General features: G+C 60.5%; 16 protein-coding genes. 2 read left to right on the top strand and 14 right to left on the bottom strand.

All coding sequences use genetic code 11. The annotated features are described in order from the left end of the window. Window positions 1-24: 24 nt before the first annotated feature. The 8 genes from CFter6_RS09690 to htpX form a co-directional block, all read right to left on the bottom strand. Window positions 25-801 (bottom strand): MBL fold metallo-hydrolase, encoded by a 777-nt coding sequence (locus CFter6_RS09690; protein WP_061539756.1) that lies wholly within the window; start codon window positions 799-801, stop codon window positions 25-27. A 68-nt stretch (window positions 802-869) separates the two neighbouring features. Beyond that, on the bottom strand, window positions 870-2048 hold the full coding sequence (gene bamC, locus CFter6_RS09685; RefSeq protein WP_061539755.1) for an outer membrane protein assembly factor BamC: 1179 nt from the start codon (window positions 2046-2048) through the stop codon (window positions 870-872). A 52-nt stretch (window positions 2049-2100) separates the two neighbouring features. Further along, window positions 2101-2979 carry a 4-hydroxy-tetrahydrodipicolinate synthase gene (dapA, locus tag CFter6_RS09680; protein WP_061539754.1) on the bottom strand — a complete coding sequence of 293 codons (879 nt, stop codon included), beginning with the start codon at window positions 2977-2979 and terminating at the stop codon, window positions 2101-2103. A gap of 141 nt (window positions 2980-3120) precedes the next feature. Beyond that, window positions 3121-3693 (bottom strand): class I SAM-dependent methyltransferase, encoded by a 573-nt coding sequence (locus CFter6_RS09675; protein ID WP_061539753.1) that lies wholly within the window; start codon window positions 3691-3693, stop codon window positions 3121-3123. A 43-nt stretch (window positions 3694-3736) separates the two neighbouring features. Next, window positions 3737-4939: a tryptophan--tRNA ligase gene (locus tag CFter6_RS09670; RefSeq protein ID WP_061539752.1), complete on the bottom strand. Its 1203-nt coding sequence runs from the start codon at window positions 4937-4939 to the stop codon at window positions 3737-3739. Window positions 4940-4974: 35 nt separating this feature from the next. After that, a complete protein-coding gene (locus CFter6_RS09665; protein WP_014005661.1) occupies window positions 4975-5634 on the bottom strand; it encodes a site-2 protease family protein in 660 nt (219 codons plus the stop codon). Between the two features lie 135 nt (window positions 5635-5769). Then, entirely contained in the window at window positions 5770-6393 is a 624-nt protein-coding gene (locus CFter6_RS09660) for an L-threonylcarbamoyladenylate synthase (RefSeq protein ID WP_061539751.1), read from the bottom strand. Between the two features lie 68 nt (window positions 6394-6461). Continuing rightward, on the bottom strand, window positions 6462-7346 hold the full coding sequence (gene htpX / locus CFter6_RS09655) for a protease HtpX (RefSeq protein WP_014005659.1): 885 nt from the start codon (window positions 7344-7346) through the stop codon (window positions 6462-6464). A gap of 181 nt (window positions 7347-7527) precedes the next feature. Between htpX and CFter6_RS09650 the strand changes: the two genes are divergently transcribed. Together CFter6_RS09650 and CFter6_RS09645 are read left to right on the top strand one after the other, a co-directional pair. Further along, on the top strand, window positions 7528-8667 hold the full coding sequence (locus CFter6_RS09650; protein WP_061539750.1) for an SLC13 family permease: 1140 nt from the start codon (window positions 7528-7530) through the stop codon (window positions 8665-8667). A gap of 84 nt (window positions 8668-8751) precedes the next feature. Further along, window positions 8752-9813, top strand: coding sequence for an acyltransferase family protein (locus CFter6_RS09645; protein ID WP_061539749.1), 1062 nt, complete (start codon window positions 8752-8754; stop codon window positions 9811-9813). A 32-nt stretch (window positions 9814-9845) separates the two neighbouring features. Here CFter6_RS09645 and CFter6_RS09640 read toward each other — a convergent pair whose 3' ends face one another. From CFter6_RS09640 to CFter6_RS09615, 6 genes are all read right to left on the bottom strand, one after another. Beyond that, window positions 9846-10160, bottom strand: coding sequence for a cytochrome C oxidase subunit IV family protein (locus CFter6_RS09640; RefSeq protein WP_014005656.1), 315 nt, complete (start codon window positions 10158-10160; stop codon window positions 9846-9848). Between the two features lie 8 nt (window positions 10161-10168). Beyond that, window positions 10169-10879 (bottom strand): heme-copper oxidase subunit III family protein, encoded by a 711-nt coding sequence (locus CFter6_RS09635; RefSeq protein ID WP_061539748.1) that lies wholly within the window; start codon window positions 10877-10879, stop codon window positions 10169-10171. Between the two features lie 9 nt (window positions 10880-10888). Next, a complete protein-coding gene (locus tag CFter6_RS09630) occupies window positions 10889-11566 on the bottom strand; it encodes a cytochrome c oxidase subunit 3 family protein (RefSeq protein WP_061539747.1) in 678 nt (225 codons plus the stop codon). Next, a complete protein-coding gene (gene ctaD, locus CFter6_RS09625) occupies window positions 11563-13320 on the bottom strand; it encodes a cytochrome c oxidase subunit I (protein ID WP_061539746.1) in 1758 nt (585 codons plus the stop codon). The genes CFter6_RS09630 and ctaD overlap by 4 nt, the downstream gene beginning before the upstream one ends. Window positions 13321-13332: 12 nt before the next feature. Beyond that, the gene (locus CFter6_RS09620; protein WP_061539745.1) at window positions 13333-14529 is read right to left on the bottom strand and encodes a cytochrome c oxidase subunit II; all 1197 of its coding nucleotides are present in this window, start codon (window positions 14527-14529) and stop codon (window positions 13333-13335) included. A gap of 163 nt (window positions 14530-14692) precedes the next feature. Next, the gene (locus tag CFter6_RS09615; protein ID WP_061542286.1) at window positions 14693-15193 is read right to left on the bottom strand and encodes a hypothetical protein; all 501 of its coding nucleotides are present in this window, start codon (window positions 15191-15193) and stop codon (window positions 14693-14695) included. Between the last annotated feature and the right edge of the window lie 195 nt (window positions 15194-15388).

Below are 15388 nucleotides of genomic sequence, written 5' to 3'. Positions count from 1 at the left end.
CTCCCGCGCCCTACACGTCCCGCATTACATCTCGATCCAGCCAAAGCCTTCTTCCTGGCACGCTATCGTCACCTCCACCGATTCGCTGCAGCGGGCGCCGCACAGCGCTGCATACGCCAGCTCAGGCAAATTGTTGCGTGCACTCAAGTGCGCCCCAACCACCTTGCGCAAACGCGACTGATCCAGCGCCGCCAGGATTTCACGCGCCGCCTCGTTCGACAGATGGCCGTATTCGCCGCCTATGCGGCGCTTGAGCGACGGCGGATACGCCGAATCCCTCAGCATCTGCCTGTCGTGATTGCATTCCAGCACCAGCGCATCGCTGCCGCCCAGCGCTTGCACCAGGTGCTCGGTCAGCTTGCCAGCATCGGTCAGCACGCCCAGCCGGCGATCGCCGTCGGTGGCGACGTACTGGACCGGCTCACGCGCATCATGCGGGACCGTATAGGGAATCAATTGCAGATCGCCGACGGCGAAGGCATCGCCGTCACGGCAAAAACGGACCGCGACATCGGCCGTGCTGTCCTGGCGCAAGGCCTGGTAAGTACCGTAGGTGAGCCACACAGGCAAACGATGGCGGCGAGCGAACTTAAAAACGCCGCCGATATGGTCCTGGTGTTCGTGGGTGACGATAATTGCGGAGAGTGCGGCGCCATCCAGGCCCAGGCGGGCCAGGCGGCGTTCGGTTTCCCGGATGCCGAAGCCGCAGTCAAGCATCACGTTGGTGACGGCGCTGCCTGACGTTGCTGAAATCAGCAACGCGTTGCCTTCGCTGCCGCTACCCAGACTTGCGAATTTCAAGGGTAGCTCTGGTGACAGGAAGACAGCCGCATTGCTTTTTTACGACTGCGTAACAGTTTAACTTCAGCTTACTTCAGCTGTTCGTTCAAGAGGGCCAGGATCTTGTCGGATGTTTTCGACAATTCGGGCTTGCCTTCCTTGTTCAGCACTGCGACCTGGCTGCCGGTGTCGGAACCTTTGACCAGGATGCGGTAGCTGGCCGCATTCTTTGCCTTGTCGCTATCCGAGCTGCTGAACATCCTGGCGAAGAAGCCCTTGTCCGATTTCTTGTCCTTGGCGTCCGCGTCCTGGTCGACGTAGCGCACGAAGTACAGGCCTTGCGTGCGGTCGCGGTCTTCCACCGTGAAGCCGACGCGGTCCAGCGCCAGGCCAACACGGCGCCATGCGCGGTCGAAACCTTCGTCAACTTGCACGTAATCGCCGGCGGCATTCTTGACCAGCTTCGAACGTGCTTGCAGCGATGGCGCATTGGCGACAGCAGCCTTGGCCTTCACTTCGTCATTGCCCAGGCGGCCCATCAGGCGCGCCAGGAATTCTGCTTCCAGCTGCGGATCGGGAGCGCGGGCAGTCCAGATGCTCGATTCCTTCTGCGCGCCGGACAGCACTTCTTCCGCGCCGCGGTGGCTGATGTAGATTTCGGTGGTGCCGTTAGGTCCGCGTTCCAGGCGGGTGCGGAACTTGTCGCGTTCGCCGGTCGAATACAGGGAATCGAAGACCTTGCCCAGCGTGTTGCGCACGAAATCCTGCGGGATCTTGGCGCGGTTCTCCGCCCAGTCGGTTTCCATCACGCCGGTTTCCGGATTTTCGACATTGATCAGGAAACCCGAGTCTTGCCAGAAATCCTTGACCTTAGGCCACAGGCTGTCAGGGGTGGCCTTCACCACCAGCCAGCGCTGCGAACCGTCGCGTTCGATATGCATGTCCGGCGCGGCGTTCGGCGCGACTGCGGCGGCAGCTTCGGCCGGGCGTGTCACGCCCTGCTCCAGGTTGTAGCCGGAAGCGGTGGCGGTGCCTGCGTTCGATTCGGGAATCGCATAACGATTCTCGCGCTGCAACTGGGTCAGGTCAGGCGGGATATCCAGTTTCGGCGCCGTCACCTTGCCTGCGCTTTTGTAATCGATGCGATCCGGCTCAAGCACCGACCCGATCGACGAACATCCTGCCAGACCGGCGAGCGCCAAAGCGATGACAACGCCACGTTGTGTGAGACTGATTTGAGTCGATGAAATGTTCTTGCGAATAGTCATGTGGATACAGGATCAAAAAAACGAGAGAAATGGAAACGCCTGTCAGCGCAGTTTATTGTAATACACCCGATTCACGCAGCGCCGCCCGCACCGTTGCATGGTACTCGGCGGCCAGCGGCACCAATGGCAGACGGATTCCGTCGGACATCATGCCCATCTCTGTGAGAGCCCATTTCACAGGCAAAGGATTCGGCTCAACAAATAATTTATTATGCAGCGGTAAAAGTTTGTTGTTCAGTTTGACAGCTTCGGCGACATTGCCGTCCATGGCAGCGACGCACAGCAGGTGCATGTCGCGCGGAGCGACGTTGGCGGTCACCGAAATATTACCCTTGCCGCCGCAGAACATCAGCGCCATGGCGGTCGCATCGTCGCCGGAATAGACGGCGAATTCAGGCGGCGCCAGGCGGATCAGGTCGGAACCGCGGCCGATATTGCCAGTGGCATCCTTGACGCCGATGATTCCCGGCACCTGCGCCAGGCGCAGGATAGTCTCGTTGCTCATGTCGGCCACGGTGCGGCCCGGCACGTTGTACAGGATGATAGGCAAGTCGACCGATTCGGCGATCTTCTTGAAATGCTGGTACATGCCTTCTTGCGTCGGCCGGTTGTAGTAAGGCACCACCTGCAGCGAAGCGTCGGCGCCGGCTTCCTTGGCGAAACGGGTCAGCTGGATCGCTTCCGCGGTGGAATTGCCGCCGCTGCCGGCGATGATGGGAATCCGTTTGGCGGCATGGTCGACCGCCAGCTTGATCAGGGCACAGTGCTCTTCCACCGTGACTGTCGGCGATTCGCCGGAAGTGCCGACGATAACGATGGCGTCGGTCCCTTCCGCGATGTGCCAGTCGATCAGCTTGCGCAAACCTGGCAAGTCGAGGCTGCCGTCGGTATGCATGGGAGTAACGATTGCAACAATGCTGCCCTTGATCATGATCGTGAATGCGAAAAAATAAAAGACTGATTGTAGCGGATCATAGTGGCTGTGGGTATTTCCGCTTGTAAAACAGCTTACAAATACAGTTGCCTAATAGCAATCCACCTATAGGCTGCGCCAGGCTTTTCATCCAATTCCTCACCCAATCCGCAGGGCTGGCGCCAGGCCGCCGGCCTGCTTGACGGCGCAGATGCGCTGCACCATGGCCGGTTTCGGCCCTTCCACGAACCCGTCCTCGAAAGCCAGCACATGCCAGCGGCTGGCGCTGTCGGCCGCCAGCAGGGCCAGCAATTCGCCGGGCTGGAGCAGGAAATCGGGGCTGGACGGCTTGCCAAATTGCTCATTGCCGGCGGCAAACGTTTCATATAGCAGGATGCCATGTGGCGCCACGCTAGACAATATCAGGGGAAACAGGGGTCGGTGCAGGTAGTTGGTCGCCACCACGGCGCTGAAGCGCTGCGGCTGGAACAAGGCCGACAACGGCTCCGAGGGGCCAGTCTCGAGGTCGATCTGCAGCGTCGCTATGCCGGACGCTGCTACCTCCGCCAGCAGTTCAGGGTTGCGGTCGACCGCCAGCACCTCCAGCCCGCGCTGCGCCAGCCACATGGCATGGCGGCCGTTGCCGCAAGCCAGGTCCAGCACAGGACCGGCTGCGGCCGGTATCAGGCCGCCGAAGCGGCTGACCCAGGGAGAAACCGGATTTATCGCCACGCCTGCCTGCTTATCGGTTGAATTGATGCAATTTGAAGTTGGCTCAGCTATAGCTCAGCCCCATCGCTTCGCGCACGTCGCGCATCGTATCCTGCGCCAGCTTGCGCGCATGATCGCAGCCGTCCGCCACGATCGCCCGCACCAGCGAAGGATCGTCCAGGTATTGCTGGGCGCGCTCGTGCATCGGCTCCTGCTCCTTGACGATGGCGTCGATCACCGGCTGCTTGCATTCGAGGCAGCCGATACCTGCGCTGCGGCAGCCCTTGCCTACCCATTGCCGGGTAGCGTCGTCGGAGTACACCACATGGAATTGCCACACCGGGCATTTGTCGGGATCGCCGGGATCGGTGCGGCGCACCCGCGCCGGATCGGTCGGCATGGTGCGCACCTTCTTGCTGAGCACATCCTTGTCTTCGCGCAGGGCGATGGCATTGCCATAACTCTTGGACATTTTCTGCCCGTCCAGCCCCGGCAAACGCGAGGCTTCGGTCAGCAACGCCTGCGGCTCCGACAGGATCAGCTTGCGGCTGCCTTCCAGGAAACCGAACAGGCGTTCACGGTCGATCATCGACAGGTTCTGGGCGTCGTCCAGCATGGCTTTGGCCTGTCCCAGCGCATCTTCGCTGCCCTGCTGCTGAAATTCGGTGCGCAGTTCGTTGTAGAGCTTGGCGCGTTTGCTGCCGAGCTTCTTGACGGCTTCCTGGGCTTTCTCTTCAAAACCCTTTTCCTTGCCGTACAAATGGTTAAAACGGCGCGCGATTTCGCGCATCATTTCGATATGCGGCACCTGGTCGTCGCCCACCGGCACCTGGCTGGCGCGGTAGATCAGGACGTCGGCCGCCTGCAGCAGCGGATAACCGAGGAAACCGTAGGTCGCCAGGTCGCGGTCGGCCAGCTTTTCCTGCTGGTCCTTGTAGGTCGGCACCCGCTCCAGCCAGCCGAGCGGCGTCGCCATCGACAACAGCAGGTGCAGTTCGGCATGCTCCGGCACCTTGGACTGGATGAACAGAGTCGCCTGCGAGGGATCGACCCCTGCCGCCAGCCAGTCGATCAGCATGTCCCAGGTACTGGTTTCGATCAGGCTCGGATCGTCGTAATGCGTGGTCAGCGCATGCCAGTCGGCGACAAAAAACAGGCAAGGCAATTCGGATTGCAGCCTTACCCAATTTTTCAGGGCGCCGTGGTAGTGGCCAAGATGCAAGGCGCCGGTTGGGCGCATGCCAGAGACAACACGGTCAGGATACATAGTCGGTATGAGCGGTCAGAAAAGGGGGAACAATTTCAGTTTAACAAGAATAACAGCGGCGACACTATCCATTGCAGGACAGTACGGGCAATCGCCATGACCGGCGTCATCCAGAAATATAGTACTTTCAACAGCACCAGGCCCATCACGATGAAAAAGCCGTAAGGCTCGATCTGGGCAAATTTATAGGCGTATTTGTTGGGCAGCAAACTGGTCAGGATGCGGCCGCCATCCAGCGGCGGGATCGGAAACAGGTTGAAGGCGAACATCACCAGGTTGGTCAGGATGCCGGCGCGCGCCATCAAGGCGAAGAAATCTTCCTGCACCTGGAACGCCGCCAAGGCGATCAGCACCAGCAGCCAGATCAGCGCCATCACGAAATTCGCCGCCGGCCCCGCCAGCGCCACCCAGGCCATGTCGCGCTTGGGTTTGCGCAGCTGGCCGAAATTGATCGGCACCGGCTTGGCGTAGCCGAACAGGAAGGCGCCGCCGGTGGAAAAATACAGCAGTATCGGAATCAGGATAGTGCCGAAAGGGTCGATGTGCTTGATCGGATTGAGGCTCATGCGTCCCAGCATGGCAGCGGTCGAATCGCCGAAATACTTGGCGGCGTAGGCGTGCGCGGCTTCATGCAGCGTAATCGCGAACAGCACGGGCAAGGCATACACGGCGACGGTTTGGATAAGATCATTCATGGGCGGGATTCTATCAGAGGGGCGTTAAAGCCCGAGGCAGCATCTGGCAAAAGAACTGTATCGGACTGTATCGCAGGCAGAAAATTATAAAAAGACAAGCACTGCAAAGGGCCGGGTGTATAGCCTCACGCAGGCTCACAAGCCAAACAAGCCGGCGTCGCCGCGCCCCTGGCGTATCAGCTCCGGTTCATCGCTGGTGAGATCGATCACCGTGGTCGGCTCCAGGCTGCAGGCGCCGCCGTCGATCACCAGTTCGATCTGCTTTTCCAGCTGGCCGCGCACCTCTTCCGGATCGGTCAGGGCATGGCCCTCGCCAGGCAAGATAAGTGTAGTGCCGATCAGCGGCTGCCCCAGCTCTTCCAGCACGGCGTTGACGATGCTGTGCTGCGGCACGCGCAGGCCGATGGTCTTGCGCGCCGGATGGCTCAGGCGGCGCGGCACTTCCTTGGTCGCTTCCAGGATGAACGTGTACGCGCCCGGGGTTGCGCTTTTCAACAGGCGGAACTGGCGGTTGTCGACCTTGGCGTACAGCGAAATCTCGCTCAGGTCGCGGCACAGCATCGTCAGGTGATGCTTGTCGTCGACACCGCGGATACGCCTTACGCGCTCTACCGCATCCTTGTTGTCGAGCTGGCAGACCAGCGCATAACAGCAATCGGTCGGCAAGGCGACGATGCCGCCGGACTGGATGATCTGCACTGCCTGCTTGATCAGGCGCAGCTGCGGATTATCCGGATGGATCTGGAAAAACTGGCTCATGGCTCAATCTTCTAAATGAAAAGCGGCGCCGGCCCGAAGGCCAGCGCCGCCTTGCATGCAAATTAAAATTACAAGGCTGTTGCTTGCGGATCGCGCAATGCAGCTATACGTTGTTCTATCGGCGGATGACTGGAAAACAGCGCCATGAAACCCGGCTTGTCGTTGATGCCCAGCGCCGCCATCGATTCCGGCAACGTCGCCGGTTCAACCCCGCCCAGCCTTGCCAGCGCCCGCTGCATCGGCAAGGCGCTGCCCAGCAGTTTGGCCGAGCCGGCGTCAGCGCGGAATTCGCGGTGGCGCGAAAACCAGGCGACGATCAGCGATGCACCTATGCCCAGCACGATCTGCGATACCAGCACGGTGGCCATATAGCCGATGCCGGGACCGTCGTTATTGCCGCGCGACAAAGCGCGATCGACAGCATAACCGATGACGCGCGACAGGAACACCACAAAAGTATTCACCACGCCCTGGATCAGGGTCATGGTCACCATGTCACCGTTGGCGATGTGGGCGATCTCGTGGCCCAGCACCGCTTCCACTTCTTCCTTGGTCATGCTTTCCAGCAGGCCGGTGGACACCGCGACCAGCGCCGAGTTCTTGAATGCGCCGGTGGCAAACGCATTCGGATCGCCCTGATACACTGCCACCTCAGGCATGCCGATGCCGGCGCGCTGCGCCAGTTTGGTCACCGTATCCACCAGCCACAGCTCAGTCGAATTGGAAGGCGTGGTGATGATGCGGGCGCCGGTCGACCATTTCGCCATCTGCTTGCTGATCAGCAGCGAGAAAATCGAACCGGTGAAACCGACCACCAGCGAAAACACCATCAGCATCGGCAGGTTCAGGCCGCTGCGCGTGAGGAAACGGTCCACACCCAGCAGCGACAGAACAATGCTCATCACAACCATCACCGCGATATTGGTAGCAAGGAACAGGAAAATACGTTTCATGTAGAAAACTCCGGAATGGGAAGGAAGTGCATTTAAAATAAGGTCGCCGCCGCAAATTTCAAGGGCACAGGTTCTGGCCGCTAAGCAATTATGCCAGACTGTCCGCCCCGTAAAACATCACATTTGCATAATATTTGCACAACAAAAGCAACCTATCTGCGCCATACTTCCGCAAACATCCATGCACACAACCACTGAACCAGCCACGGCGCCATCTTTCATCCAGCAAATCGGCCTGCCGTTCCTGCGCGACCGGCTGATGCATCTGCTGCTGGCCATCGCGATAATCCTCTCGATTTTCTCGGCGCAGCCGCTGGCGGAATACCGCAACTGGGTCGACTGGAACACCATCGCCACGCTGGCCGGCATGCTGCTGCTGACCAAGGGCATCGAAGTCAGCGGCTACCTGGAACACCTGGGACGCACCATCATCAACCGGCTGCAGCAGGAACGCGTGCTGGCCATCTTCCTGGTGTCGGCGTCCGCCCTGCTGTCTACCGTGCTGACCAACGACATCGCGCTGTTCATCATGGTGCCGCTGACGGTCGGCCTGGGCGGCATCAGCGGCTTGCCGATCGGCCGCCTGGTGATCTTCGAGGCGCTGGCGGTGAACGCCGGTTCCTTGCTGACGCCTATCGGCAACCCGCAAAACATCCTGCTCTGGCAGCGCTCGCACCTGTCCTTCGCCGGCTTCACCTGGCAGATGGCGCCGCTGGCGCTAACGATTTTTTTACTATTACTGCTGGCGACCTGGTTCTGCTTCCCCAGACAAACCATACACACTGAGCTGGAAGACAATCCGGCGTCCTACCGGGTCGGGCTGCTGCGCACCTGCGGGCTGCTCTACCTGGCGTTCGTGGCCTCGGTGGAACTGGGCCATCCAGGCTGGGGCCTGCTTGGCGTGGCGGCTGCGGCGCTGCTGTTTTGCCGGGAGATCATCGCCAAGGTCGACTGGAGCCTGATCCTGGTCTTCATCCTGATGTTCATCGACATCCGCCTGCTGACGCAGCTGCATGTCATCCAGGACTGGGTGGCGGCGATTCCGCATTTTTCACAACTTGAATTGTTCCTGACCGCCCTGCTCGGCTCCCAGGTCATCAGCAATGTGCCGGCGACTATCCTGCTGGTCAATTATTCCGACGCTTACAAGGTGATCGCATACGGCGTCAACGCCGGCGGTTTCGGCCTGGCGATCGGCTCGCTGGCCAACATCATCGCGCTGCGCATGGCGCCCGAGCGCCATCTCTGGCTGCGCTTCCATCTGTACTCTTTCCCCTTCCTGGCGTTATCGGCCTTGATTGCCTGGGGGCTGCTGACTTAGTTGCCGGCTTAAATTCTGCTATCTTTGGCGAACAAAAAAATCAGGGGACATCATGCTTTGTGCATCACAACGGTTTGCCGCTCCATGACGCGCCGCCTGGCGTCGGTTGATGCGCTGCGCGGCTGCACCGTGGCCGCCATGCTGCTGGTTAACGATCCCGGCGACTGGGGTCATGTCTACGCACCGCTGGAACATTCGGCCTGGCACGGCTGCACGCCGACTGACCTGGTGTTTCCGTTTTTCCTGTTCGTGGTCGGCGTCTCGACCGCGCTGGGCATCGAACCGCGGCTGGCGCAAGGCGCCAATCCGGGCATGCTGGCGCGCGCCGCCCTGCTGCGGGCGCTGCGCATCGTGGCGCTGGGTTTGCTGATCAATCTGCTGGCCTGGCTCATCATGCCCGGCGCCCACATGCGCCTGCCGGGCGTGCTGCAACGCATAGGGCTGTGCTTCGCCGCTACCGCGCTATGTTCCATCTATACCCGGCCGCGCACGCAATGGGGCTTGATCGCCGCAATCCTGCTCGGTTACTGGGGCCTGCTGACGCTCGGCGGTTCGCTGGAGCCGTGGCTCAACCTGGCCAGCCGCAGCGACAGCGCCTTGTTCGGCCATTTCGTTTACCAGATCGACGCCGCCAGCGGCCGCGGCCACGATCCGGAAGGTCTGCTCGGCACCTTGCCGTCGCTGGCGACCAGTTTGCTCGGCCTGTGCGCCGGCCGCTGGCTGCGCGAGAACCGCTTGAAGCCGTTGCTATTTGCCGCCGTCGCGGCGCTGGTCCTGGGGGCGCTGTGGTCGCTGGCGCTGCCGCTCAACAAGAACCTGTGGACTTCATCGTTTGTGCTGTGGTGCGCCGGCTGGGCCACGTTGGCGCTGCTGCTGTTCCACTGGCTGGTGGACCGGTGCAACTGGCCGGCATTGGGACGGCGCTTCGGCCTCAATGCCGTGGCAGCGTATGCCGGCTCGGAACTGATGCAGATCGTGCTGCCTGGACTAGGCCAGGAAACCTTGTACCAACGATTGTTCGCCAGCTGGATCGCGCCTCTGGCCGGTCCTTACATAGCGTCGCTGGCTTTCGCAATGACCTTTGTCGCTGTCTGGTGGCTGATCGTGTATGTGATGGACCGGCAGCGCTGGTATATCAAGCTGTAATTCAAACTTTGATTCAAGCTGCAATTCAAACTTCAGCGAAAGAACGAAAGCCGGGTCAGGAAAGTGTAGTCGGCTTCGGTCGCCATCAGGCCCACCAGCACCAGCAGGCACAGCGGCGGGATCAGGATGGCGAACACCAGCGCCAGCCGTTCCCAGGCCATGTGCATGAAGAAGGCGACGATCAGGCCCGCCTTCATCAGCATCAGGACCAGGATCAGGGTCCAGCGCAGGTAGCTGTGGAAATTGAAGTAGTCGACCAGATAGGAAAGCGTACTGAGCACGAACAGCAATCCCCATATCTTCAGGTACAGGCTGATCGGATGTTGTTGTCCTGTGGCGGAAGTCATGAGCGCACCTACCAGAGATAGAACAAGGCAAAAATGAAAACCCAGACCAGGTCGACGAAGTGCCAGTACAGCCCGGCGATTTCGACGATCTGGTAATTCCCGCCGGTCTTGCCAACTGCGTCATATCTGCCGCGCAGCAAACGCACCGCCACCGTAATCAGGTAGATCACGCCGGCGCTCACATGCAGGCCGTGGAAACCGGTGATCATGAAAAAAGTCGAGCCGAATTGCGCCGCCCCCATCGGATTGCCCCAGGGGCGCACGCCTTCCTGCAGAATCAGCTTGCTCCATTCGAACACCTGCATGCTGACGAAGCACACGCCGAAACCCGCCGTGACAAACATCAGGATGGCGGCGCGCACACGCTCGCGGCGGTAGGCGAAATTGACCGCCATCGCCATGGTGCCGCTGCTGCTGATCAAGACGAAAGTCATGATCGCGATCAGCAGCAAGGGCACTTCGACGCCGCCGATATTGAGGCTGAACACCAGGCTCGGGTTCGGCCAGGGAACGGTGTTGGCCATGCGCACCGTCATGTAGCCGGTCAGGAAACAGCTGAAGATGAAGGTGTCGGACAGCAGGAAAATCCACATCATGGCCTTGCCCCACGATACCTGGAACGCCTGCTGGTCCGACGACCAGTCCGCCACCAGCTGCCGCCAGCGTCCGGTAGCCGGAGCGGTTGCAGGAGATGCTGCGGTCGTGCTCACCGTGTTCATATGGCCTCCTTAACGCGTACCGCAAACCATGCGCACCAGCTCCGGCGTCAGCCAGCCCAATGCAGCAAACAGCAACAGCCACAGCGCCAGCAAGAAATGCCAGTAACGCGCGCATAAGCGGATGCGCCGGGCCTGGCGGCTGGCATCCTGCCGCCAGGCGCCATGCGCGGCGATGCCCCAGCCGGCAAGCCCACCCGCCACGTGCAAGGCATGCATGGCTGTCAGCAGATAAAAGAAACTGGCGGCCGGGTTGCCGCTGGCCGTCACATGGATGGCTAGCAACGCTTGCCATCCCCACAGTTGCGCGCCCAGGAAAGCGAAACCGCAAACGCCGGCAGCGACCAGCAGGTAACGGGCTCGCTGCAGATGCAGTGAACCTGCCGCCATTGCCGCCAGCTGCAGCAGCGCGCTGGCAAGCAGCAGCAACGAACTGCTCAGCCACAGCTGCCATGGCATCGCCAGCGGCGACCAGTCGCCGGCATCCATCCGCATGCCGTAGGCGGCCAGGAAAAGCAGGAACAGTGATGTCGCGACACCGATGAATACCCACAAGGCAACGCTGACAGCTGCATCGCGCAGGTCAGGCGGCATGCCTTCGGCGCCATAGCCGTAGCGCACATAACCGCCAGCCGGGGGTTTCAGGATGACGGCCTGGTTCGAGCTGATCGATGCATCAAGCGTCCTCATGCGTATGTCTCCTTGACCACCAGCGACTCGGCGTCGCCGGCTACCGGCGGCACGTTTTGCGCGATGAAGTCTTCCTTGGCGCCCGGCACGCTATAGGTATAAGCGCCGCGATACACCACCGGCAGCTGTTCGCCCCAGTTGCCATGGGTGGGCGGCGTTTCCGGCGTCTGCCATTCCAGCGACGCGGCGCGCCATGGATTGGCCGGCGCCGGTTTGCCGCGGAATATGCTCCAGATCAGGTTGAAGATGAAAACCAGTTGCGCCGTCGCCACGATCAGCGCCACCACGCTGATAAAGGCATTCAGCGCGTGCGCCGAGTCGGGGATGAATTTATAGCCGTCGAAGGCATAGTAGCGGCGCGGCATGCCGAGGATGCCGAGGTAATGCATGGGAAAGAAGATCGCATAAGTGCCGAGAAAAGTGATCCAGAAATGGAATTTCCCCATTCCTTCGTGCAACATGCGGCCGCTCACCTTCGGGTACCAGTGGTAGATGCCGCCAAACACCACCAGCAAGGGCGACACCCCCATCACCATATGGAAGTGCGCCACCACGAAATACGTGTTGGACAGAGGGATGTCGACGCTGACATTGCCGAGGAACAGCCCGGTCAGGCCGCCGATCAGGAAAGTGCTGATGAACGCCAGCGCGAACAACATCGGCACCGACAGGTGGATATCGCCATTCCACAAGGTCAGCACCCAGTTGTAGACCTTGATCGCGGTAGGCACGGCAATGATCAGGGTGGTGGTGGCAAAGAAGAAACCGAAATACGGATTCATGCCGCTGACGAACATGTGGTGCGCCCATACCACCACGCTCAGCACGCCGATCGCCAGGATTGCCCACACCATGGTGCGGTAGCCGAAGATGCTTTTGCGCGCGTGCACGCTGATCAGGTCCGAGACGATGCCAAATGCCGGCAAGGCCACGATATACACCTCGGGATGGCCGAAAAACCAGAACAGGTGCTGGAACAGCAAAGGGCTGCCGCCTTTATAGCCGCTGACCTGCCCCATCGACACCAGCGCCGGCATGAAGAAACTGGTGCCCAGCGTACGGTCCAGCAGCATCATGATGCCGCTTACGAATAGCGCGGGAAAGGCCAGCAGCGCCAGGATGGTAGCAACAAAAATTCCCCACACCGTCAGCGGCATGCGCAGCAGCGTCATGCCACGGGTACGCGCCTGCAACACGGTAGTCACGTAATTCAGGCCGCCCATGGTGGCGGCAACGATAAAGATCAGCAGCGACACCAGCATCAGGATGATGCCCCACTCGTAACCCGGCGTGCCAGGCAAGATCGCCTGCGGCGGGTATAAGGTCCAGCCGGCGCCGGTCGGCCCGCCCGGCACGAAAAAACTCGCCATCAGCACGATCACCGAGAGCAGGTAAACCCAGAAGCTGAGCATGTTCAGGTAAGGAAAAACCATGTCGCGCGCACCCACCATCAGCGGGATCAGGTAATTACCGAAACCGCCGAGGAACAGCGCCGTGAGCAGGTAGATCACCATGATCATGCCGTGCATGGTCATGAACTGGTAGTAATGCTGCGCATCGATGAAGGCAAACTTGCCGGGAAACCCCAGCTGCAGGCGCATCAGGTTCGACAGCCCGACCCCCACCAGCCCGGCCAGGATGGCGACGCTAGCGTACTGGATTGCAATCACCTTGTGGTCCTGGCTCCAGACATATTTGCGGAAGAAACCTTGCGGTCCGTGGTCATGGTGTGCGCTGTCGTCGGTGTGGGCCATGGCATTCCTTGCTTATTGGGATGGTGCGCGGGAGGGAGGAGATTGCTGCGCCTGCTGGCTTGCCGCCGGCGCGCCATAGGATTTGATGTAAGCCACCAGCGCCTCCAGCTCGGCATCGCTCATGTCGATCTTCGGCATCATCGGCGCAAAACCCTTGACTACCCGCGCCTGCGGATTGCGGATGAAATCCTTCAGGTAAGTTTCGTCCACTTTTGCGGTGGAACCGTTTTCCATGGTTTCGGTTTTACCGAACAAACCTTTCCAGGTCGGACCAACGCGCGGACTGCCGTCCACCGTGTGGCAAGCCACGCAAGCCTTGGATTCAGCCAGCGCCTTGCCTTGCGCCACCAGCGCATCGCCAGTCACGGCTGCCGCAGCGCCGCCAGCGGCAGCGGCGGGCTGCGCAACAAGAGCCGGCGGCGCCATGGTCTGGGCAAACGTCGGCTGCGCCTTCAGCCATTTTTGAAAACTGGCGGCGTCCTCCACCACGACATAACCGCGCATGCCCGAATGGCCGACGCCGCACAGCTGCGCGCACAAGACTTCATAACGGCCGAGCTTGTTCGGCGTGAACCAGAATGAAGTCACCATGCCCGGCACCATGTTCATGCGGGCGCGGAACGGCGGCGCGTAGAAATCGTGCAGCACGTCCTGCGAACGCAGCAGCATCCTGACCGGCTGGTTGATCTGCAGGTGCAGTTCATTATTGTTGACCAGGATGTTGTCCTGGCCGGCCGGATCGCGCGGATCCAGCCCGAACGGATTGGCGGCGCTGACCAGGTCGATGCTGGATCGTCCCAGCTTGCCGCCGGGTCCGGGATAGCGGAATTTCCACTGCCACTGCTGGCCGACCACTTCCACATCCAGCGCGTTTGCCGGCACCGTTACGTAAGCCGCGTAGACAAACAGGCCAGGCGCCAGCAGGCCCATGATGGCAATGCTGGTGGCGACGATCAGCCAGCGTTCGAGTTTCTTGTTGTCGGGCTGGTAGGCCGCGCGCCGCCCTTCGCGATGGCGGAAACGCAGCAAGGTGTAGACGATGAACAGGTTGATGACAACAAAGAAGATGGCGGTGATGACCAGCGTGATGGTCAGCGTATCGTCCATCTGGCGCCAGTTCGACGCCAGCGGCGTGGCCCACCAAGGGCTGAGAAAATGAAACAGCAGCGAGGCGGCAACCATCAAGACGAGCGCAACAGCCATGGCCATAGCTATCCTCTCTCCTGCGAAACACGCTCGCAGCAGTGATTGAGACGCAATGAAGACTTCTATTGAGCGCTACAGACGCCAGCGCAGCGAAACCCATCCTGGGCGGATCAGGATCGCTGTCCTGGTCCGCCGGCAACCCCCTGATCGGAACACGCCGTGGCTGTTATTGTCCTATCGGCCGTTCCAGCTTCCAGTAAATGATCGCTGCCGACATGCCGAAGATCAGGTGGGCGGCCAAGGTCGACCAGCCGCGCATGTCGTTAAACCATGAGAAGAAACGCGCCATGCCGTAAAAATTGAACAGGTAGACGGCGAGGCCGAACACAGCGCCGGTCAGCAATATCATGCCGACGCTGGAGTCAAAGTGGAAAGGCGCAATGATGACCGCCAGGATCAGGCCGAGCACGATGCCCAGCACATAGTGGGTGGCAAGCGCGACAGCGACCACGCCGACGCTGAAAGTGCTGGTTTGCATCGTGTCAGGTCCGAGGACGATGGCGGCCACCATGCGCGAAGTGATCCAGGGGCTGGTATCCATGAACAGGGTTGACCAGAGCAGTTCCAGCACCATCACGACCGCACCGGCGGCAAAACCGGAGACGGCTGCCGCCGGCCAGTCTGGCAAGCGATGCTCCAGGTGATGCGAATGCATGTGAAGTTCCATGACGACCTCCTCAAAAGCAATCAGCAACTGCCACATCATTACTGCAGATATGACAAGACCCCGCGCACGAATTCTGCAACAGGTTCAAATTCAGAGTAGTACAGAATCATCGACATGCAAAGGCAGTAACTATGCTGCGACGCAGCAGCATAGCCGGCTGTTTCAGGGCCTGGCGGGGAGATTATTGCGGAGGCA

The sequence above is a fragment of the Collimonas fungivorans genome, from assembly GCF_001584145.1.
Lineage (GTDB): Bacteria > Pseudomonadota > Gammaproteobacteria > Burkholderiales > Burkholderiaceae_D > Collimonas > Collimonas fungivorans.
This window is presented reverse-complemented; position numbering and strand designations above follow the sequence as displayed.